This window comes from Psychrobacter sp. UBA5136 (assembly GCF_002414005.1).
In the GTDB taxonomy this organism is placed as follows: domain Bacteria; phylum Pseudomonadota; class Gammaproteobacteria; order Pseudomonadales; family Moraxellaceae; genus Psychrobacter.
The window spans coordinates 17,761-39,175 of the sequence record NZ_DHYG01000056.1 but is presented as its reverse complement, the minus strand read 5'-3'; the positions used below and the strand labels follow the sequence as shown (position 1 = coordinate 39,175).

General features: G+C 46.2%; 16 protein-coding genes. 2 read left to right on the top strand and 14 right to left on the bottom strand.

Annotation, left to right across the window (positions count from 1 at the left end; genetic code table 11):
• The first annotated feature begins 28 nt into the window (after positions 1-28).
• Complete coding sequence (locus B4240_RS09065; protein WP_296238523.1) at positions 29-832, top strand: Cof-type HAD-IIB family hydrolase; 804 nt, start codon at positions 29-31, stop codon at positions 830-832.
• Positions 833-858: 26 nt separating this feature from the next.
• Here B4240_RS09065 and B4240_RS09060 read toward each other — a convergent pair whose 3' ends face one another.
• Genes B4240_RS09060 through B4240_RS09050 form a run of 3 tightly spaced genes read right to left on the bottom strand, consistent with a single transcriptional unit; the run spans position 859 to position 2,737 of the window.
• The gene (locus B4240_RS09060) at positions 859-1,599 is read right to left on the bottom strand and encodes a hypothetical protein (RefSeq protein WP_296238521.1); all 741 of its coding nucleotides are present in this window, start codon (positions 1,597-1,599) and stop codon (positions 859-861) included.
• 23 nt (positions 1,600-1,622) lie between these two features.
• The gene (locus B4240_RS09055) at positions 1,623-1,880 is read right to left on the bottom strand and encodes a hypothetical protein (protein ID WP_296238519.1); all 258 of its coding nucleotides are present in this window, start codon (positions 1,878-1,880) and stop codon (positions 1,623-1,625) included.
• Positions 1,881-1,939: 59 nt separating this feature from the next.
• The gene (locus tag B4240_RS09050) at positions 1,940-2,737 is read right to left on the bottom strand and encodes a 3-oxoacyl-ACP reductase (RefSeq protein WP_296238517.1); all 798 of its coding nucleotides are present in this window, start codon (positions 2,735-2,737) and stop codon (positions 1,940-1,942) included.
• Positions 2,738-3,004: 267 nt separating this feature from the next.
• Here B4240_RS09050 and B4240_RS09045 point away from each other — a divergent pair, with 267 nt between their 5' ends.
• Positions 3,005-4,126, top strand: a complete 1,122-nt coding sequence (locus B4240_RS09045; RefSeq protein ID WP_296238515.1) for an ABC transporter substrate-binding protein — start codon at positions 3,005-3,007, stop codon at positions 4,124-4,126.
• Between the two features lie 114 nt (positions 4,127-4,240).
• Here the strand turns inward: B4240_RS09045 and B4240_RS09040 are convergent, their stop codons facing one another.
• The 11 genes from B4240_RS09040 to B4240_RS08990 form a co-directional block, all read right to left on the bottom strand.
• The gene (locus B4240_RS09040; protein ID WP_296238513.1) at positions 4,241-5,476 is read right to left on the bottom strand and encodes an FUSC family protein; all 1,236 of its coding nucleotides are present in this window, start codon (positions 5,474-5,476) and stop codon (positions 4,241-4,243) included.
• 210 nt (positions 5,477-5,686) lie between these two features.
• A complete protein-coding gene (locus B4240_RS09035) occupies positions 5,687-7,108 on the bottom strand; it encodes an FAD-dependent oxidoreductase (RefSeq protein WP_296238511.1) in 1,422 nt (473 codons plus the stop codon).
• A 148-nt stretch (positions 7,109-7,256) separates the two neighbouring features.
• Positions 7,257-11,720, bottom strand: a complete 4,464-nt coding sequence (gltB, locus tag B4240_RS09030; protein ID WP_296238510.1) for a glutamate synthase large subunit — start codon at positions 11,718-11,720, stop codon at positions 7,257-7,259.
• 934 nt (positions 11,721-12,654) lie between these two features.
• On the bottom strand, positions 12,655-13,830 hold the full coding sequence (locus B4240_RS09025) for a hypothetical protein (protein ID WP_296238508.1): 1,176 nt from the start codon (positions 13,828-13,830) through the stop codon (positions 12,655-12,657).
• A gap of 153 nt (positions 13,831-13,983) precedes the next feature.
• A complete protein-coding gene (aroB, locus tag B4240_RS09020; protein ID WP_296238506.1) occupies positions 13,984-15,126 on the bottom strand; it encodes a 3-dehydroquinate synthase in 1,143 nt (380 codons plus the stop codon).
• Positions 15,127-15,215: 89 nt separating this feature from the next.
• Positions 15,216-15,779, bottom strand: a complete 564-nt coding sequence (gene aroK / locus B4240_RS09015; RefSeq protein WP_296238504.1) for a shikimate kinase AroK — start codon at positions 15,777-15,779, stop codon at positions 15,216-15,218.
• Between the two features lie 164 nt (positions 15,780-15,943).
• Positions 15,944-18,325: a type IV pilus secretin PilQ gene (pilQ, locus tag B4240_RS09010; protein WP_296238502.1), complete on the bottom strand. Its 2,382-nt coding sequence runs from the start codon at positions 18,323-18,325 to the stop codon at positions 15,944-15,946.
• Positions 18,326-18,352: 27 nt separating this feature from the next.
• Positions 18,353-18,886: a pilus assembly protein PilP gene (locus B4240_RS09005; protein WP_296238500.1), complete on the bottom strand. Its 534-nt coding sequence runs from the start codon at positions 18,884-18,886 to the stop codon at positions 18,353-18,355.
• Positions 18,886-19,617, bottom strand: coding sequence for a type 4a pilus biogenesis protein PilO (locus B4240_RS09000; protein ID WP_296238498.1), 732 nt, complete (start codon positions 19,615-19,617; stop codon positions 18,886-18,888). The genes B4240_RS09005 and B4240_RS09000 overlap by 1 nt, the downstream gene beginning before the upstream one ends.
• Positions 19,614-20,267, bottom strand: coding sequence for a PilN domain-containing protein (locus B4240_RS08995; protein ID WP_296238496.1), 654 nt, complete (start codon positions 20,265-20,267; stop codon positions 19,614-19,616). Before B4240_RS08995 ends, B4240_RS09000 begins: the two co-directional genes overlap by 4 nt.
• Complete coding sequence (locus tag B4240_RS08990) at positions 20,267-21,322, bottom strand: pilus assembly protein PilM (RefSeq protein WP_296238494.1); 1,056 nt, start codon at positions 21,320-21,322, stop codon at positions 20,267-20,269. Before B4240_RS08990 ends, B4240_RS08995 begins: the two co-directional genes overlap by 1 nt.
• Positions 21,323-21,415 lie beyond the last annotated feature (93 nt).

Genomic DNA, 21,415 nt, shown 5'->3' with positions numbered 1-21,415 from the left:
TATAGTAAGAACAGTTAGGAAGTTAACTATGAATAATAATATCCCCACCCCAAAAATCATCTTTTTTGATATCGACGACACCTTAAGCCGAAACGGGGAGATTGCCCCGCATAATAAAGCCACGCTTGAGGCGCTGGCGAAGACCGATATTAAGCTAGTCATTTCAACTGGACGCTCAAAGCCAATATTGCCTTTGGATATCATTGCATTGCTGGAAGCAGACATTTTAGATGCTGTTATCTGTATGAATGGTCAATACAGCTTTGATAATCAGCGCGTTATCAGCCATTATCCATTATCTAATGAGCAGTCATCCGCTATTACTCAGCTTTGTCAGCAAAGCGGCTTGGTTTATAAATTTGACTCTGCCACTCACATTATCTGGTCGGATGAACACGAATGGCAAAGCAGATATCACGATAAAATAAAAAGCTGTAGCATCATCGATCCTGATTATTGCCGATTTAATACCGTCTATCAGTGTTCGGTATTTTTAGATGACCAAAATAAAAAAATGCAAAACATGAACTTTGCAGAGCAAGACTTAAAGCTAGTACCTTGGCATGAGATTGTCGCTGATATTTTACCAATTGATGCGTCAAAAGCACGCGGAATCAAAGACGTTTGCCGATATTATGGCATTGACGCAAGCGAATGCATGGCATTTGGCGATGGGCTGAATGATTTAGAAATGTTTGATTTAGTCGGCTATGCCGTAGCCATGGGCGATGCCAAAGCTGAGCTGATAGAACGCGCAGACTTTGTCACAGGGACGATTGAAGAACATGGTATTCAAGCGGTGGTTGAGAAATTTATCGCTGAAAAGGTTTAAGCTAAAAAGTTTTAAATTGTGCTATTTCACTTTTCGAGCTCTTCCCAAACGCTTTTAAATATGGCTTTTAGATCATCAATCATGGCATGGCTGAGTGGCGTTGAAAAATGCCTGACGCCGTGAACAATAATGCCATCTAGCTCCACTCTGGTGTAGTAATCCATCATTTTGTCCACCCCTTTCATCTGAATAGGCAACTTTTTGGTCGATGCTCGATTCATTGACGAATCTGCATGTTGACCATAGCGATTCATAAACTCATCAAAGGTTCGCCAGCCAATACAGACGATATGCTTAGGCCGTAGCTGCTCAAGCGGCAGTGTCGTCAGCTGCTTATGCTCACGTTGCATGGCTTTTGGCAATGCTTTGATTTGCTTTTGAACCACGTGCTCTCTTGGACTGGCAAAATAGGATAACAGACTGGTCTCAGCGCAGTGTTCAAGTCGGCTAACCTCACTATCGCAGACCACATTAATAATTCGCTTAGCAAAACGGTTTCCTGCTTCTGCCTCAGCGATATATTTACAAGGTAATGAGCGATAATCAATCAAGCAGGTATCAGCGCGGCGACCTTCAATATTGCTCCAGTCACGATGACCGGGATTGATGCCAATAAACAAGATATCAGGGCGATAAATCTGACCACTGATAAAATGACCATCAAAATATAGCGGGTTATCAAGTGGTAAAATGGCATTAGCGCGGCGAACAAAGTCATTGATAAGCTGCTGCTTTTGTTTGAAGCATTTCTCACTAGGCGACATCATTTTGACTCCTTACGCCATTCGCTTTACCGAGCCACCAACTCATAAACCCAACTTCCTAGCTTATATAACCCAACAGCAATCAAAATAAACAATAAAGCTGCGATTAAATAAGCCAAAAAAGTTGGCATATTGGTCAACCAACCAATCGTGAACGCCACGCCAAGATACGCTTCTAACGGCCAACTCAATATCGGCGTATTCATACCAGCATTAAAAAAAGCAATAATGGCGCACAGCCCTAGCATGGCAGTCACCATACCAGCGACGTTACGGTTCTTCATACAATTTCTCTTATGCAATTTAATCAAATTCAGCTCAGGCGCATTTACCGATAAAGCCATTACGGCATGGTTAAGCCGCCATCAACCGCGATAGATTGACCAGTCATCGCCGCACTCAAATCAGACGCCATCAGCAATACGGCATTGGCAAAATCGGTAACTGAGGTCGCTTGGCGTAATGGCGTGGTCGTCGCGATATGATCAAATACCTCTTCGGTAGTTAAGCTGCTCGCATCGGTGGTCTTTAATAGTCCACCCGCCAGTAAGTTTACACGAATACCATATTGGCCAAGCTCGCTCGCTAAATTGCGCGTCAGCCCAATCAGCGCTGATTTTGCCGTCGTATAATCGTAGTAAGTGACGACTGGATTATAAATAAGATTTGTTGAGATATTAATAATCTTTCCCATATTTTGCGACTTCATTTGCGACAAGACAGCCTGAACGGTATTTACCGCGCCTTGGACAATCCCATCAATTTGCTGAGAAAAATGTGCCCATTGCACGGTCTCAATACTGGTGTAATCAGCCCTTGGATTAAACTGATAACTTGGCAGCGCGTTATTCACCAATATATCAATACGACCAAAACGCTTAACCACTTCTGCTGCCATCGCTTGCATTTGAGCCAAATCCGTCACGTCACCTTGATAAGCAAAGGCTTGACCGCCTGACGCTTCGATGTCTGCGACTACTGCTTCAGCGGCATCCTTGCTATGAAGATAATTGACGCAAACGTTTGCCCCTGCTGCTGCCATTTGTTGAGCGATTTGCGCCCCAAGACCTCGACTTGCACCAGTGACGATAGCAACTTTGCCCGTTAATAAGGCAGGAACTACAGTTTGAGAGTTCTCCATTATTTTTATCCTTTATGATTTGCTGTCCATAAATCATCGTTTTTTACAGAGCGTGAAAAACAAACAGCACCAATCATATCATAATTAGTCGCATTCACTTTAAGCCCTTATGGCATTGGTGATTGTAATCAAAGAGATATTATTGCCCTTTAAATATTGTTGCCCTTTAAATTTCGACTTACCACAACCATAACCGTATAATGAATACCGTCATTTCGGCATCATTCGCCTGCTTTTCCACTTTTGCCTTAATTTAGGAGAGACATTTTGACCCATTTATCATCATCCTACTCTGCCACTCGTGGCGCGCGCATGCTACCAAAAGCCCTATTGGCAGTAGCGGTCGGGCTTGCCCTTGCCAGCTGTAGCAACTCCGATAATGCGAATGATACAAACGCAGCTGCCAGCACCGAGACGCTAAATTTGTATAACTGGTCGGAATATATGCCGCAAGAAATCCTCGACGGCTTTACCGAAGAAACTGGCATTCAGGTTAATTACACCACCTTTGATTCTAATGAAGCCATGTACGCCAAGCTCAAATTGCTCGATGATTCTAGTCAATATGACTTAGCGATTCCATCGACGTATTATGTCGAAAAGATGGCAAAAGAAGGGCTTTTGCAAGAGCTCGATAAATCTAAACTGAGCAACTTTAAAAATCTTGATACCTCATTTACCAATACCAAGGTTGATCCAGACAACAAATATTCGGTGCCTTATATGTGGGGCAGCACCGGACTTGCCATCAATGGTGAAGCGGTTGATCCTGCAACGGTGAATAGCTGGAATGACTTGTGGCGTCCTGAGTATAAAGGTCAAGTAATGCTGATGAATGATATGCGCGAAGTATTTGCTATGGCGCTATCGACGCTTGGTTATTCGGGCAACAGTAAAAACCCTGAGGAAATCAAAGCCGCTTATGAGAAGCTCACGACCTTGATGCCGAATGTGAAAACCTTTAATTCAGATGCCTCGCGCATGCCGTATATGGAAGGCGAAACCACGGTTGGAATGAGCTGGAATGGCGAGGCGGTCATCGCCAATAACGAGGGTTTGACTAGCCTAGTGTATAAATACCCAACTGAGGGCGCTATCTTATGGATGGATAACTTTGTCATTCCAAAAAACGCCAAACACGTCGATGCAGCGCACAAGTTTATTGACTACTTACTGCGTCCGGAAAATTCTAAAATCGTCAGCGAAGAGATTGGTTATGCTTCGCCAAACTTGGCCGCGCGAGAGCTGATGCCAGAAGAGGTGCGCAACAATCCAACCATTTATCCTAGCAAAGAGGTGCTAGCAAAAGCGGAGTTCCAAGAAGATGTCGGCGATGAAGCCTTGCAAGTGTATCAGCAGTATTGGGATAAACTAAAAACGGGGCGTTAATGACTGGCTGTTAATAGCTGCTTATTAATAACCATCTTGAATAAGTCTTACCAAAAAAAACGCTGACTTGTTAGAGCCAGCGTTTTTTATTTGTTTTTCTATTGGCTTTTTTATTCATAAGTGTAAATCGGTTTCGCTGCCTTTATGCTTAATACGGCGCTGCTCGCGGCGTTGATAGCGCAAACCGGACGCCGCATACCACTGCGGTTTGGTGGTTTGCAGTAATTCACTGAGCCGTTGCAACTGTACTTGCAGCGTTTGGGTGAGCCAAAAATAACCCTGCCATTCAAAGCCTAAATTTTCCACACTTGGATATTCTGATACCGCAATGCGGGTAATCGGACGAAATACTTCATCATTTGGGCTACGCAATACCGCGGCCATATGCTGCATCGCTTGGGTCAATTCGTGCTGATAATGAATCAGTAAAATATGATTTTCATCGTCAATCTCGATATTGGCCAAACGTGGCGCCGCACTTAGCAGTAAATCAATGGTACCAATAATGTTACGGTGGGTACGCTGGATGGTCTCTAGCGTTTCTTTTTCAATCCCAGATTCGCTCGCTGTGGCAGCAATATGCGGGCGTACGGCAAGCAGGCGCTTATTGATTTTTTGTAGCGCTTTGACCAAGGCTTTATTTACCGGCGTGTCCGGAACAGAAGGGTTTTTTGGGTAAATAATACTGGCTGAACTGGTCGCTTTACTATATTTAAAGGGCTTTGGTACTAAAATATCGGCATCAATATGATTGCCCACCCCGGCGTATAAATTGCCGCAGGTTTCAAGATTACTGGCCAATAAAAAGCGCCACATCAGCGTTGATTTCAGCGGTAAAATCAACGTCGCTGCGACCGCAACCCCTGCACCAAGCAAAATATTAATCGCACGATATAAACCATCCTGGGCAATATTGCTGTGGTCGGGACTAGAAACTATCATTAACATGGTGATGCCCGTCAAAAGGCCGATATAGCCCAACTGCTTAACCGCCACATAGCCAATAATGCCGCTGATAATGCCAATCAGCCCGTAATATAACCATAGCCAGCCGCCGGTATCTTGAATCAGCCATAAAAAGCTCAGCCCCACCACCACACCGAGCAAAGTACCAAGTATGCGCTCTTTGGCCTTGGTATAAATCGCCCCTTGGTATTGCAACAAACCCAAAATCACAAACACGGTAATGGTCGTCCACTCGCCATGCGGCAGGTGGGTAAACTTATTTAACAACAGGGCAATAAGCACAGCCACGCCCAAGCGTATGGCATGCAAAACATCGGCATGCTGATAGCGAGCATAAGGCTCTACAAACGGCGCGGTAAATCGTTGCCAAAAAGTTGGTTTCACGCAGGACGTCTCTTATAATGAATAAATAAAAAATGGGTTAAATGATAACTGCTAGCTTAACCATTCATAAAGTAATTATCAAAAAAATAACGCCCTTTATCTATTAAAAGATAAAAGGCGTTAAAGATCACAACATGCTAACGCAAAACAGGAGAGCATGCTAAGAGTGCGTTTGGCTATTCATTAAGCCAAATCAATAACAGCTAAATGCTAGACCTCCAAGAAATCCAAAATCCCTTCTGCCGCTTCACGACCTTCCCAAATCGCTGTCACCACCAAATCAGAGCCGCGCACCATATCGCCGCCGGCAAAGATTTTTGGGTTACTGGTCTGGAATTTAAAAGTTTGTTTTTCGGCGGCTACCACTCGACCTGACGTGTCCATTGTCACTTGCTGCTCTGCAAACCAATCGGCAGGGCTAGGACGGAAACCAAAGGCCAGAATAACCGCATCACATGGAATGATTTCTTCTGAATTGGGAATGGGCTCAGGGTGGCGGCGACCACGACTATCGGGTGCGCCCAGATGCGTGGTGATCACCTTGACCGCATTCACCTTACCGTTTAACCCAATGATTTCTGTCGGTTGACGGTTGAATAAAAACTCAACGCCCTCTTCGCGTGCATTGACCACTTCACGGCGCGAGCCGGGCATGTTTTCTTCGTCACGGCGATAAGCACAAACCACTTGCTGTGCCCCTTGACGCACACTGCTACGGTTACAGTCCATCGCCGTGTCACCGCCGCCTAGCACCACCACTTTTTTGCCTTTTAAATCGATATAGTCTGCTGGATTTTTTTCCCAGTCGTTACAGCGATTGACGTTAGCTATCAGGTAATCTAGCGCATCATAGACGCCGTCTAGCTCTTCGCCTGCAAAGCCGCCGCGCATATAGGTATAAGTGCCCATGCCCATAAATACCGCGTCGTACTCGCTTAGTAGCTCATCAATACTGACGTCGCTGCCGATTTCGGTCTCTAAACGAAACTCCATACCCATGCCTTCAAAAATGACACGGCGGTTGCGCATGACGTCTTTTTCCATTTTAAACTCTGGAATACCAAAGGTTAATAAACCGCCAATCTCAGGGCGCTTATCAAAAATAACAGGTTTGACGCCATTTCTGACTAAAATGTCGGCGCAGCCCAAACCTGCAGGCCCTGCGCCAATAATAGCGACTTTTTTATCTGTCCAAATCACTTCGGACATATCAGGACGCCAACCAAGCGCGAAAGCAGTGTCATTGATGTATTTTTCTACATTGCCAATGGTGACGGCGCCAAAGCCGTCGTTTAGTGTGCAAGCGCCTTCACATAAGCGGTCTTGCGGGCAGACACGGCCACAAACCTCGGGCAGAGTATTGGTGCGATGACACAGTTCTGCCGCCTGAAATATTTGCCCCTCGCTTGCCAATTTAAGCCAGTTGGGAATGTAATTATGCACCGGACATTTCCACTCGCAGTACGGGTTACCGCACTCAAGGCAGCGGTGCGCTTGCTGCGTCACCGCCTCACTTTCAAACGGCTGATAAATTTCAACAAACTCGGTTGAGCGCGTAACGATGTCTTTTTTGGTTGGCTCAAGGCGCGGTACATCTAAAAACTGAAAACTATTTTCTAAGCGTTTTGCCATGATGTTGTCTCTTTTATATAGAGGTATTTATAGTGGCTAACGACAGCCAATATCTGCAGCCTCAATAAGGCAAATTTACCGATATAAGTTGTCATTACCTGCTGAAAACCTATGAACTAAATTGCTTGTAAACCTCTTACTGTCTCGCTTATTGTGGATCAGCCGTCGTGGTTTTAAGCAAGCTCGCAACGTTTGCCGCTTTGGGTTTTACCAAATAGAACTTACGCGCGTAATGCTCAAAGTCCGCTAAGATGGTCTGCCCCCACGTACTGCCGGTCTTATCGACATGGGTTTCAATCACTTGTTGCAAATAAATACGATGACCTTCCATTTGCTCGCTTGAGATACGGTTTAGGTCAATCAGCTCATGATTACAGCGATCAAAAAAGTCGCCATCCATATCGAGGACATAAGCAAAGCCGCCGGTCATGCCTGCGCCGAAATTTAGCCCCGTACGCCCAAGAACGGTAATAATGCCGCCGGTCATATACTCGCAGCAATGATCGCCCGTGCCTTCAATAACCGCATGCGCGCCAGAATTACGCACCCCGAAGCGCTCGCCTGCGGTGCCCGCCGCATACAACTTGCCACCGGTAGCGCCGTACAAACAAGTGTTGCCGATAATGGCGGTTTCATGCGTGGTGAAACTTGAGTCTTTTGGCGGATAAATGACAATCTCACCGCCCGCCATGCCTTTACCGACATAGTCATTGGCATCGCCCTCTAGCTCAATATGCAAACCGCCCGCGTTCCAAACGCCAAGGCTTTGACCTGCGGTACCGTTTAGGTGCAGTTTAATGGGCATATCACTCATGCCAAGATTGCCCCATACCTGCGCAATCTCACCCGAAATACGCGCGCCGATAGAGCGATCACAGTTGCCAATGCGATAGCTATAATCGCCGCCCGTACCTTGACGGATACTCAGCAGCATATCGTTAATCATTTGCTCAGCAAGCAAGCCTTTATCAAATGGCTCATTACGCGCCACCTGACAAGTTTGCGCTTTGCCAATGCTGGCTGGATGGCTAAATAATAACGGCGTTAAATCCAAATGCCGCTGCTTATCGGTATTACCCTCCAATATGTCAAGCAAATCAGTACGCCCGACCAGCTCTTCCATACTGCGCACGCCAAGGGCAGCAAGCCATTCTCGCGTTTCGGTTGCGACAAATTTAAAGAAGTTAATCAGCATCTCTGCTTCGCCAATGAAATGCTCATCGCGCAGCTGGGCTTTTTGCGTGGCAACGCCGGTCGGACAGTTATTAAGATGGCAAATGCGCAGGTATTTACAGCCAACGGCAATCATCGGCGTGGTGCCAAAACCAAAGCTTTCTGCCCCAAGAATTGCGGCTTTCACCACATCAAGACCGGTTTTTAGACCGCCATCGGTTTGGATACGAACTTTATCACGCAAGCCGTTGACGCGAAGCGATTGATGGGTTTCAGCAAGCCCCAGCTCCCATGGCGAGCCAGCATGGTGAATCGACGATAGCGGCGACGCTGCCGTGCCACCATCATAGCCTGAGATGGTAATTAGGTCGGCGTAGGCTTTTGCCACACCCGTTGCAATGGTGCCAACACCCGGACGCGAGACCAGTTTCACCGATACTAGGGCATCAGGATTGACTTGTTTTAAATCAAAAATCAGCTGCGCCAAATCTTCAATCGAATAAATATCATGATGCGGCGGCGGTGATATGAGCGTCACCCCCGGTACCGAATAACGCAGGCGCGCGATGAGGGCGTTAACCTTACCGCCCGGCAGCTGACCGCCTTCGCCCGGTTTCGCCCCTTGAGCAACTTTAATTTGCAGCACTTCTGCCGAACGCAGATACGCCGGTGTGACCCCAAAGCGACCTGAGGCAATTTGCTTAATTTTTGAATTTCGCAGCGTGCCATAACGCACAGGATCTTCGCCGCCCTCACCAGAGTTTGAGCGCCCTCCGATGGTATTCATCGCCATAGCAATCGCTTCATGGGCTTCGGGCGATAAAGCCCCCAATGACATGCCAGCCGAGTCAAAGCGCGACAGGATTGCTGAGATATCTTCGACCTCATTCACGTCAATTGAGTTATCAGTCTTTAGTTGCAGCAAATCTCGCAAGGTTGCTACGGGGCGACTATTAACCAAGTCGGCATAATTACGATAATTGTCATAATTGCCTGTCCGTACGGCGGTATGCAGGCTATTAATCACATCAGGATTAAAGGCATGATATTCTTTATTAAAGACAAATTTGAGCAAACCACCTTGGTCAAGCGGCGCGCGGCGTTTAAAGGCATTGGCCGCCAATTGCGCTTGGTCGGCAGCCAAATCAGCAAAAGTGGCGCCTTTAATACGACTTTGCACACCTTTAAAGCACAGGTTTACTACTTCTTCAGAAAGCCCCACCGCTTCAAATAATTGCGCGCCGCGGTAAGAGACAATGGTAGAGATACCCATTTTTGATAAGATTTTTAGCAGCCCTTTATCCAAGCCTTTACGGAAATTGACCCGCGCTTGAATTGGATCGCCAAGCAGCTCACCCGTCGCCACCAAATCATCAATGACATCATAAGCCAGATACGGATACACGCAGGTTGCGCCAAAGCCAATCAATACCGCCACTTGATGCGAATCGCGCGCCAGACCTGTCTCGATGATTAAATTGGCATCGGTACGAATCCCTTGTGCAATTAAGTAATGATGCACCGCGCCAGTGACCATAATGGCGTTGGCTGGCACTTTATCAGCGGTAATGTTTTTATCAGACAAGACAATCAAGGTATGGCCCGCACGAATGCTGTTTGCTACTTGCTCACAAATGGCTGTAATGGCGGCTGATAATTCAAGATTGGCATCGTAGTTTAAGTCGATACGCGTCATTTGAAACGCGGGATCTTCTAAAGTTTCAAGCTGCTGCATTTTACTTGCTGATAGTACTGGCGACGATAAGATAATTCGGTGCGCATCCTTTGCTGATGGCGCAAACACATTGGTTTCCGCGCCGAGGCACGTCTGTAGCGACATCACAATGGATTCACGCAGCGGATCAATTGGTGGGTTGGTCACCTGTGCAAATTGCTGCCGAAAGAAATCACCGACGTGACGGATTTGCTGCGATAGCACGGCCATTGGCGTATCATCACCCATCGAACCGACCGGCTCTTGCGCATTTTCCGCATTAGGGCGGATGATTTCGGTGCGCTCTTCATTGGTGATGTGATACATTTTTTGCAGCGCTTTGAGCGGCTCACCGCGGCAAGCTTGTGCTGCAAGTATTTCTTCTAAGCGCTCATCATCGCGGATACGAGTCGCCTCTTCACGCAGCCACTTACGATACGGGTGCGCTTTTTTAAGTAACGTTGCAATGGCTTTGGTATCCATGATTTGACCGGTCATGGTATCGATAACCAGCATTTGTCCTGGGCCAACCCGACCTTTAGCAAGCACATCTTTTGGCGCAAAATCCCAAACGCCGACTTCTGACGCCACCGTGATATAGCCGTTCTTAGTCGTTACCCAACGCGACGGACGCAGACCATTGCGATCAAGCATACAAACGGCGTAGCGGCCATCTTGAATCACTAAACCTGCTGGGCCATCCCACGCTTCCATATGCTGCGAGTAGAACTCATAAAACGCGCGCAAGTCCATATCCATGCTATCGACATTTTGCCAAGCCGGTGGCACCAAAATCGACATCGCATGAAACAAACTCATACCGCCCGACATCAGCACTTCAAGCATATTATCCAAGCTTGATGAATCCGAGCCTGTGCTATTCACCAGTGGCGTCAATTCATCTAAATTGGGCAGCTTATTAGATTTTAATTTTGGCGTGCGCGCCTCAGACCAGCTACGGTTGCCGGTGATGGTATTAAGCTCGCCATTGTGCGCCAAATAACGAAACGGCTGCGCCAGTGGCCAACGCGGCAAAGTATTGGTCGAAAAGCGCTGATGGAAGACCACAATATGCGAGGCCAAACGCGTATCTTGTAAGTCTAAAAAGAACGCTGGCAGGTCTGATGGCATGACCAAACCTTTATAAATAATCGTCTGGCAGTTTAATGAGCAAACATAAAACAGCTCGTCATCGAGCAGACGCTGCTCGGCTTTTTTACGCGCAACAAACAATTTGCGGTTAAAGTCATCAGCCGCTAGGTCGTCTGACGCATTGACAAATACTTGCTGAAAACCGGGTAATGTCTGACGACCAATCTCACCAACAATACTTAAATCAAGCGGCACATCACGCCAGCCCGCCACTTCTAAGCCTTGGGCACTAATCTCTTCATTAAGCACCTGCTGACTATACTGCGCTTTTGCTTCATCTAAATTAACAAACACCATGCCAACAGCGAAGTTGGCAGTCGTCGTAAAGCCTTGCTCAGCCGCGATATGTTTAAAAAATGACGTCGGCGTCGCCAGCAATAAACCACAGCCATCACCGGTCTTACCATCGGCAGCTACGCCGCCGCGATGGGTCATACAACTTAAACTATGAATGGCGGTTTTTACCAAATCGTGACTGGCTTGTCCCTCGATATGAGCAATCAAACCAAAGCCGCAGTTATCAGAGAAGTCATCTGGGGTCGCCAAATGCGTAGAGGAGGAAATCATTGACATAGCTTGTCCTTTTAAGTGAGCGGGCGGCGTATACTTCCAATATGAAGCATCAACCAAACTCCGCAGGCAGAACGGGCTAGTATATTCACATAAGCGGATTAATGAAGCGCAAGCGGAGAAAATAATGCAAGCGCTTTGAGGGTGATAAAAATACTTATCACAGCTCTCTTTACTTTATAGTCATTTAAGCTATTGGTTTAACGGTAGATACGAAAAGGTTGGATGGTGAGATAAGGTGATATAAATGGTTACCGCCCTACCAAACCTTTAAGCATTTTACGTTATGCTCTATCGGTTGCTGTCAAACTGTGCCCATCTTTTATCAGTTAAGGTACTCAATGCGAGCCTTAAAACCCTTGTTGGTTAAGCGTTGTTGGTTAAGCCTAAATAAGCGTCAACAACGTCGATAAAGTCTGAGCAAAGTTGGTGAAAACTGACTGATAAAGCAGCAAATCAAACTATAGTATGCCGCCAAATGTGAATAACAGACGCCCTATATTCAAGCGCCTTAACAACCCTAATCAGGGTAAGAATGAGGAGCTGCGCCACTTGCGTTACGTTAAATAGGGGTAGCAAGTAGCAGCGCTTGAGACGACAACATGGTTGTAAGAACGCCTCATATTTCAGGCTTACTTACTCAATGCCGAGGTGTTAAAGAATGGTTTACGATAACTATACAGAACGTCGCCCTCAGTTATCTTAGTTAATGATTAATAAAAAATCTAGTTTTTTCTGTCGCTGCAGCCGCCCATTTTTGTAAAAACTTATGTTATCAATAAGACATTAATAGCCAACTCTCCAGAATAAATCTGATTAAAAGCCACCCGTATAAACGTTTCTAAGGTGTTTTAATGATAAACAAAATCGCTAACACAAAAAAAAGCCCACGCCATAAAAGATGACATAGACTTTTTAAATAAAACACTCAGTAAAACTAATTGCTTTTTTCTTCAATTAACTCTTTTATGCTGTCATTGTTGTTTTTTGAGGCGCTATTTTTTGCAGCATTAGGATTAGCACTGGCATTAGCGTTGGCATTTTTACCAGCAGCATTGGCATTTTTATTGGTGGCGTTAGCACTATTGGCATTGTTAGCATTGCCATTTGGCGGCTTAGGCGCTTCAACCACAGGCGGTTTTTTTGGTGCATTACTATTGCTTGAAACGTTATTTGCTGAGTTTCCAGCGTTGGCTGGTTTTTTGGCTTCTGCTTCAGGTTTGCGGTTCGTATCCGCATTTGTAGGATTTTGCGTAGTCGTTGTTTGTCCGTCGATGTCGACCGTACGCTCTTCGTTGACAGTCAAGGTGTCAGAGGTATCGATTGACCGGCGGATGCTTTCATTGCTGCCATCACTGCTGCCTTGTTGACCATCGCGATTGGCCTTATTATTTACTGCTTGGCTATTACCGTTATCGGCCGCTTGTCTGTGTTGACGCACTGGTACTTCGCGTTTGGTTGGACGCAAATTTACAGCACGCGTGCGCTTGGTACTCAAGTCTTTAACCGGGTCAGGGCGTTCATAATTGTCGATAATACTGACGTAGCGATTGATCTCTTCAGGTAAGACACGCACGTTCGCCGGCAGTTTAAAATCGACAAGCTTAGCCGCGCCGACCGCTTCTTGTGGACTGCTCATCAGCCCATAAGTCAGCATATAACGCACTTGATCGTTTTCATCAAGGTAGCGGAAATAAGCGAACTTTTTGCGATCCTCTCGGCTTTCTAAATAGCTGACAATCACATCATTTTCCGCGACATTCATCACCTGCACGGTCCACTTGCCCTTATTAGCGAGCAGATAACGCTTATCTTTAAACTCATCAGGATAGCTGCGCAAATCTTTGACCGTGGTATCAAAATTAATCGGCTGCACATCGGTGTCAAGCTCATGCAAAGACTCAATCTTTAGCGGCTGCTCAAGCTCTGCGGTTGTGGTTTGCGGCGCTGATATCGGCTCATTTTCAATCTTTGCGCCCATCGCTGGCGTTTGGCTAAACATCCAGACCAAGGCGGTAAACACGCCCAATAGTAGGGTCGCTACCAACCAAATCAATGCTTGACGGCGATACTTTTGCCCAGCTGTGCGAGTCGTCGAGCGTGGTGCTGCCATGAAGATGTCCTTGGGAAAGAAAACTTATAAAGTAAGTCTTATAAAAAGCTATGGATAAAGCAATATTTATTACAATTATTACAATGTACTATCACCACTATTTATTCACTGCTTTAACTAAGAATGAAAGTAGTGACGGCTTATCAAGCCTTATTAGCGATGTTGTGACAATACTTCGGTCAAAAGCTTGGCATCGAAATCATTGGTCAATACTGCACTACCTAGTGATTTTAACAAAATAAGGCGGATTTGTCCGTGTTTGACTTTTTTATCGTGACCCATCAAACCTAAAGCGGTCTGTACGTCAATAGTGGGCGGCGTAATCGGTAAGTTTGCCAAGGTGAGTACGCGTTTAATACGCTCAACGTCAGCGCTTGTTAGCCAACCAATTTTTTGCGACAGCTCAGCGGCTTGCACCATGCCAGCCGCGACCGCCTCACCATGTAGCCAGTTGCCATATCCTTCATGGGTTTCAATCACATGACCAAAAGTATGACCAAAGTTTAATAAAGCGCGCACGCCAGACTCTCTTTCATCTTGCGCGACGATATCGGCTTTATACTGGCAACAGCGCTTTACCGCCTCGCCAAGTACGGCTAAGTCTAACGCCATCATCGCTGGCAGGTTTTGCTCAAGCCAAGTCAGAAACTCCACATCCATAATCAGCGCGTATTTGATGACTTCCGCCAAGCCTGCTGATAGCTCGCGTGCTGGCAAGGTTTTTAGCGTACTCATATCGGCAAGTACCATTTGCGGCTGCCAAAATGCGCCAATCATGTTTTTACCTTGAGGATGATTGATACCGGTCTTACCGCCAACGCTTGAATCTACTTGTGACAATAAAGACGTTGGGATTTGGATAAAATTGACCCCGCGCATAAAACTTGCCGCGGCAAATCCTGTCATATCACCGACCACACCGCCACCAAGCGCGATTAAGGTCACATCGCGGTTAAAGTGCGCCGCCATCAGCGCATCATAAATCTGATTGATACTGGTTTGATTTTTATATTGCTCACCATCTGGCAGCACACAGACATTGACGGTAAAGTCTGCTGCAAGCGCCTCTTGTAAAGCTTGTAAATATAAAGGCGCCACCGTGTCATTGGTAACGATAAGGACCTGACGACCGGTAATATAAGACGCGATTTGGCTTGCCATGCTGTTTTTTTTGGCAACGTTTTCAGAGCTGCTTAGCTTGCTATTTTCAGTCCTGCTATTTTCAGTAATGATAATAGGATAATCATGACTTTGCGTTTGTACTGTTAGGTTGGCATAAAACAGTGGCGTTGCCATGAAAATCTCCTTAAACATGAGGAAAGCGTTAAAATTAGCGGATGTGTTTATTAAGCTTTTTTAATTTATAGAATAAAATTGCTTCTTTATTATTCATCTTCTTTGTGTGCTGAAGTCATAGAAGATGCGGCGCAAAATGCTTCGAGTTGCTGAAATAACTGGCTGACCATATGGCGAGGATAAGTATGGCCGGTTGGCATGATGATATGCGCCACTTGCCGATATAAGGGATCGCGGGCGCTATACAAATCCTGCAATATCTTCCTAGGGTTTGGTTGCTGTAACAATGGTCGCGACTTATCTTTGGCGGTACGTGCCATTTGTACGTCCACTGGGGCATTAAGGTAAACGACAATACCGCGCTCGTGAAGAAATTTCCGATTTTCAGCGGCCATCACCGCGCCGCCGCCCGTTGCTAAGACAATTTGCGGTTGCTGGGTCAGCTCATTGATGGCGCGTGTCTCGCGCTCACGAAAGCCCGCTTCGCCTTCTTTGGCAAATATCCAAGCAATGTCTGCACCGGTTTGCGACTCAATATACCAGTCACTGTCAACAAACGAGCGCCCCAACTGCTTAGCAAGCAACCTGCCAATGGTGGTCTTCCCCGCTCCCATCGGCCCCACTAGAAATACCGACGGTAATTCCTCAACCATAATACGCACTCAGCTAAATTAGGTATGATACAACGTCATGGATATTCTGGCTAGTAACGGGCGTTGATTATTGTGCGTAAAATCTAGCCGATCGCAAAAACCAGCCATAAAAAAAGCAAGCGCTGATGCTTGCTTTTTTCTATGATGAAATGATTAAACATGGATTAGTTTAAACGGCTGGCGCCATCATTAATTAATTTTGGCGTGACAAATATCAACAGCTCTTCTTTAGAGTTATTACGTACGTCCTTACGGAAGGCACGACCGACATAAGGAAGATCCCCTAAGAAAGGTACTTTATCGACACCATTATTAGTACGGTTTTTAAAAACACCGCCCAGCACAACCGTTTGCCCATCTTCAACAATGACGTTGGTTGAAATAGAATCTTCAGCAATCGCGACCTGATTATTAATAATGGTCGGTGTGCCATTGGTGATGAGCAGTTGCAGACCGATTTTACCATCTGGAGTGATGTTCGGCGTGGCTTCCAAACTCAATGCCGCTTCTTTAAAGCTGGTGCTGGTCGCGCCACTGGCCGATGCTTCTTGATAAGGAATTTGCGTACCAGAGGATACTTTTGCCGTTTGTTTGTCAGCGGTCAAAATCTTTGGTGTTGAAATCACTTCACCGCGATTATCGGCTTGCAGTGCCGATAGTTCCAAATCGAGCATTACATCTGACATGCTGAGCAGTCCAAAAGCAATCCTACCCGCCGGGTTGGCAACCCCTAAATCAACGTTTAAATTATCAGGACGACTGATATCGTATTTAGGATAAGAGACGGTTTGACCATTGACCGTCGTCGTTTCTACATCAAAGTCTTTTAAGTCCCATAGGGTCTGATTACTACCACCGACCAGCAAGTTACGGTTATTGGCCGCGCCATTTGATAAGATACCCCAACGCACGCCAATCTCTTTACTAAAGCTATCGGTTGCGCTAACGATTCGCGCTTCAATCATTACTTGACGGACTGGAATATCAATTTTACTAATGAGCTTATGAATGTTTTCGATGCTTTCAGCCACGTCCTTAACAATCAAGGTATTGGTACGCTCATCCACCGTTACCGTGCCACGGTTAGACAATAAAGTATTATTATCAGCAGAGTTTGCATTACCGGTATTGCTGCCACTGCCACCCGATGAACCACTGCCTTGAGAAATCAGCGTCAACACATCTGCCGCTTTGGCATAGCTTAAACGTATGTACTCAGTGCGTAGCGGCGCGTAAGATTCAACCGCTTGCTGGGCTGCAAGCTCTCGGGCTTCTTGCTCGGCAAGCTCAGTAGCTGGCGCGACCAAAATCACATTGCCGTTTTCACGTTTGCCAAGATTCTTACTTTTTAGAATAATATCTAGCGCTTGATCCCAAGGCACATTGATCAGGCGCAAAGTGATATTGCCCGCAACCGAGTCACTGGCCACAATATTCATTTCTGTAAACTGGGCCAAAATATCTAAGACACTGCGGATTTCGACGTCTTGAAACTCCATCGATAGCGCTTCGCCGGTATAAACTTTTTCTTCAAGCGTTGGCTCACGAAGTAGCTCAGGCTTTCTAATATTGATGTTTAGCTGATTGCCTGACTGGTAAGCTTGATACTCAAAATCTTCTTTGACATTAATAGTGATGACGCCATTTTGACCTTGGTTTTTGGTATCAATACTATTAACCAAACCACTATTCACATTCAAGCGGCGCAGCAAGTTTCTCGGCACAGTGCTGCCCGTTAAACGAACCACCAGTTTATTGCCTTGGCGCTGCACGTCGACTGGAATGGCTTCGTTGGCAAGTGCGATGCTGACATTGCCGCCGCCATCATTGCCAGCGGTGAAATTAAGCGCCGTTAAACCATCATAACTGTACTGCTTACTCACTTGTGCAGCAGCAAGCTGGGGACTTAACAAAGGATTGACGCGTACCACCATGGTATCGGCGGGTACCTGTGTTTTAGATGCTTGGGCCTTAGTCGCTTGAGTATTGACTACTTTGGTTTTAATCGGCGCAACCGCTACGCTACTGGTCTCGACGATGGGCGTGACCACGGCAGTGGTCGTCATACCCGCATTGCCATTAAGTACGTCTTGCACAGGGTCATTGGTGATGACTGGACGACTAGGATCGCTGATGGTTAGTAGCAAATCATTGCCTTCAATAGCAGTAGTATAGTTACCTGCTTGTTTGAGACCGACAATCAGACGCGTGGTACTGTCGCTATTTAGAGTGGTAACATCATTGATCATACCGACGTTATATTCACTAAAGCGGCTGGCGAGTCCATTTTGCACTTGTTCAAAATCTAATACCAAACGGCTTGGATTATCAAGCTGATAGGCAGCAGGTAATACAGGCTTGCCAGCAAAACCTAAACGCATTTGGGTAACGGCCGGTGCCGTCTGTACCACAGAGACGTTATTGATACGCTGCTCAGCATGAGCACTGCTACTTATTGCTACCACACTCATTGCCAATGCAGAGATGGCAAAAGTAGAAGATACGCGGTTGCTCATCATCATTACCTTGTTATTGCGTACTGTCATTATGTATTCCTCAAAAAATCTGCCGACTTAGCTTATAGGGGAAACCAGCGACTGGGGTTTTTCGACAAACCCAGCGCGGCTGTCTGGCACAATTTCAATCAAGTTAATCTGGGTCGGCGTGATTTCAACAATACGGCCGTCATTTAGTCCAAGATAATTACCAACTCTCACGCTTGCAACCGAACCATCAGGACGCTGCACCAAGCCATACTGCTGACCTTCAGGGGAGATTACGACACCGCGAAAGACGAGTTGCGAGAGCTCATATTGTTCAAGTGGTTCTTTCACTCGGGTTATGTCAGGACGCACACCATCGATAGAGGTGACAGGGCCTTGTACATTCACCAAGCTTGGCGGCAAAAATGGGCTACGCTGCGCACTGGCGCTATAGACAAAATCTTCTACGAGTTCAGCTTTGGGCGGCGGTTCAATCGGCTGCGCGGGCTGATTGCGAATATCAGCCATCGCCTGCTCTGCCATGCCAATACGGTCAGTACAACCTGTCATTGACAAAACAGTGGCGCTTAAAATCAGCCACATAGGCAGTTTTTGGTTACGCATTAGTTGCCTCCTGCAGCGTCAGTAGTAGCGGCATCCGTCGTAGCGGCTTCATCACCTTCAGGAGCGGCTTCTTTTGAGCGATAGGTTTTGGTTTGTAGCACCAAGTTGAGCTCCGGCAACACGTCTAAGGTTGGCTGCGGATTGCTGACTTCAAAATCATGCATGGTAATGATACGCGGCAAGGCAGCAAGGCCACTGATAAAGCTACCAAACTGATGATATTCTCCTAAAGCGGCGATACGAATAGGCTGCTCAATAAAGAACTCATTTTCAATCTCAGGCTCTACTGAAATATCTTGAAAACGGATGTTACTGCCAACGCCCGTCATATTGATACCTTCGACTAGCTCTGATACACGGGTGTCTTTTGGTAGCTGGTCGAGTAAGGTGTTAAACTCCGTTTCCATTTGAACCACTTGCGCTTGATAAGCTTTTAAATGACGCGCCCGCGATTCTTTTTCACGGTAGCTATCAAGTAAGGTTTGCTGCTGACTTTCAGCGGCGTTAATCTCATCAATTTTGCTGCTGATGGGTAGCGCCCATGATAGCGCAGCAATAAAAGCAACAATAAAGCCAATCACGGTGACTTTAACAGGAAGCGGCCAACTGCCATAGTTTTCGCTATCTAGCGATTCAAAACTACGGCGAAACTCATTCAAATCAAACTGTTTTCTCGTACTTACAGCAGTTTTTTTGGTTTTAACGAGACGTTTTTTACGGGTCAGTTTCATAACTCACCTCCAGGCGCAGTACCAGCGTCAGTCACTTCAGCCGTTTCTGACTGTACTTTGGTCGTGACCACAAACTGAACATAACTGTCTTCAGGATAAACAGGTCTCGGCTGCTCACCCGTGGTAACCGTGTTTTCTAAGGGGGGCACCGCTTCATAAGCGCTGATATTTTGCTGGATATTACTCACAGCTGAATTGCCCATCCACTTACTGCTATCAAGATTACGTATCAAGCTAGAGACGATATTTGGATTGTCAGCAAGACCTGTCAGTGTCAGCACATCACCTTCGCGTTTTAAATTGGTTAAGTAGAGAGCGGGCGGTATCGCTTTGGCAATATCGTCCCATAAACGAACCGGAACAGGACGTCGACCTTGCAGATCTTGGATGACTTGCATGCGCGAGATGATATCTTCACGACGCTGCTCTAAGCTATCAATCTCGATCAAGGCTTTATCTAGGCGGGCGTTTTCTTGTTCAATCAGCGCATTGGCATCCAATTGCTCATCAAGTTCATTATTAAAATAACTCCACGTGGCAAATGCTGCTAATAAAGCTAGCAAGGTGACTGCCACTACCAGAGTGATAAATTCTTTATTGCGGCGTTCGCGCTCTTCTTGCCGCCAGGGCAATAAGTTAATACGAGCCATTAGTCGAAGCTCCTTAACGCAAGACCGCAAGCGGCCATTAAGCTTGGGGCATCCATCGCCAGTTGCTCATTATCAATGTTCGGAGCAATGGTCATGTTGATGAAGGGATTTGCGATACTCACAGGCACGCCCAGCCTTTGCTGCGCCATACCTGCCAGCCCTGTGATAGAGCTGCTACCGCCTGCAAGTACGACATGGTCGATGCTGCTGTATTGGCTCGATGAGAAGTAAAATTGCAATGAGCGCGTAATCTGCTGGATGGTGTTTTCTATAAATGGCGTTAAAACGTCAGGATAGTAATCATCAGGTAAAGTGCGTTCACGTTTGCTGATGGTTGCCTCTTCAGCCGTTAGCCCATAGCGATTTTGAATCGCTTCAGTAAGCTGAGCGCCCCCAAATAACTGTTCACGACTATAGATAAACTCACCGTTTTTAGCAATGTATAAAGTAGTTTGATTATGACCGATATCGACTAAAGCCACCAAATCTGGCATATTTGGTAAGTTATCTGCCATCAAGCCAAAGGCACGCTCAATGGCGTGCGATTCGATGTCCATGACTTTAGTTTGCAGGCCACCAAAGGTCAGCGCATCCACTCTTTGATCCACGTTTTCTGAGCGCGATGCCGCCAGTAGCACTTGCACCATATCATCATTTATAAGCGAAGGGCCCAGTACCTCAAAATCCAAATTCACATCTTCTAAGGGATAAGGGATGTATTGATCGGCATCCAGACGAATCTGCGCTTCACGCTCAACATCGTTAAGCACCATATCCATATCAATGATTTTGGTAATCACCGCTGAGCCTGAAACGGCGGTTGCCGCACTACTACCTGTAGCTTGGCAACGGCGTGCTAAGCTTGCTATAGTATTACCCACCGCTTCTGTGTCTACAATGAGTTTGTCGACGACTACGCCCTCTGGTAGTGTTTCAATACCGTAAGACCTTAGATGAAATATGCCTTGTTGGCGCTGTATGTCAACCAACTTTACTGAGGTGGCACAAATATCCACGCCAATCAAATGCCGACTTTTAGAAGTAAATAGCCTCACAAACCCTATACCTTATATTAAGTGTACATTCTGATAGTTATTTGTAATAATTCAGTACAATACTTTACTTAACCGTTAGATTCAAGCACTTAG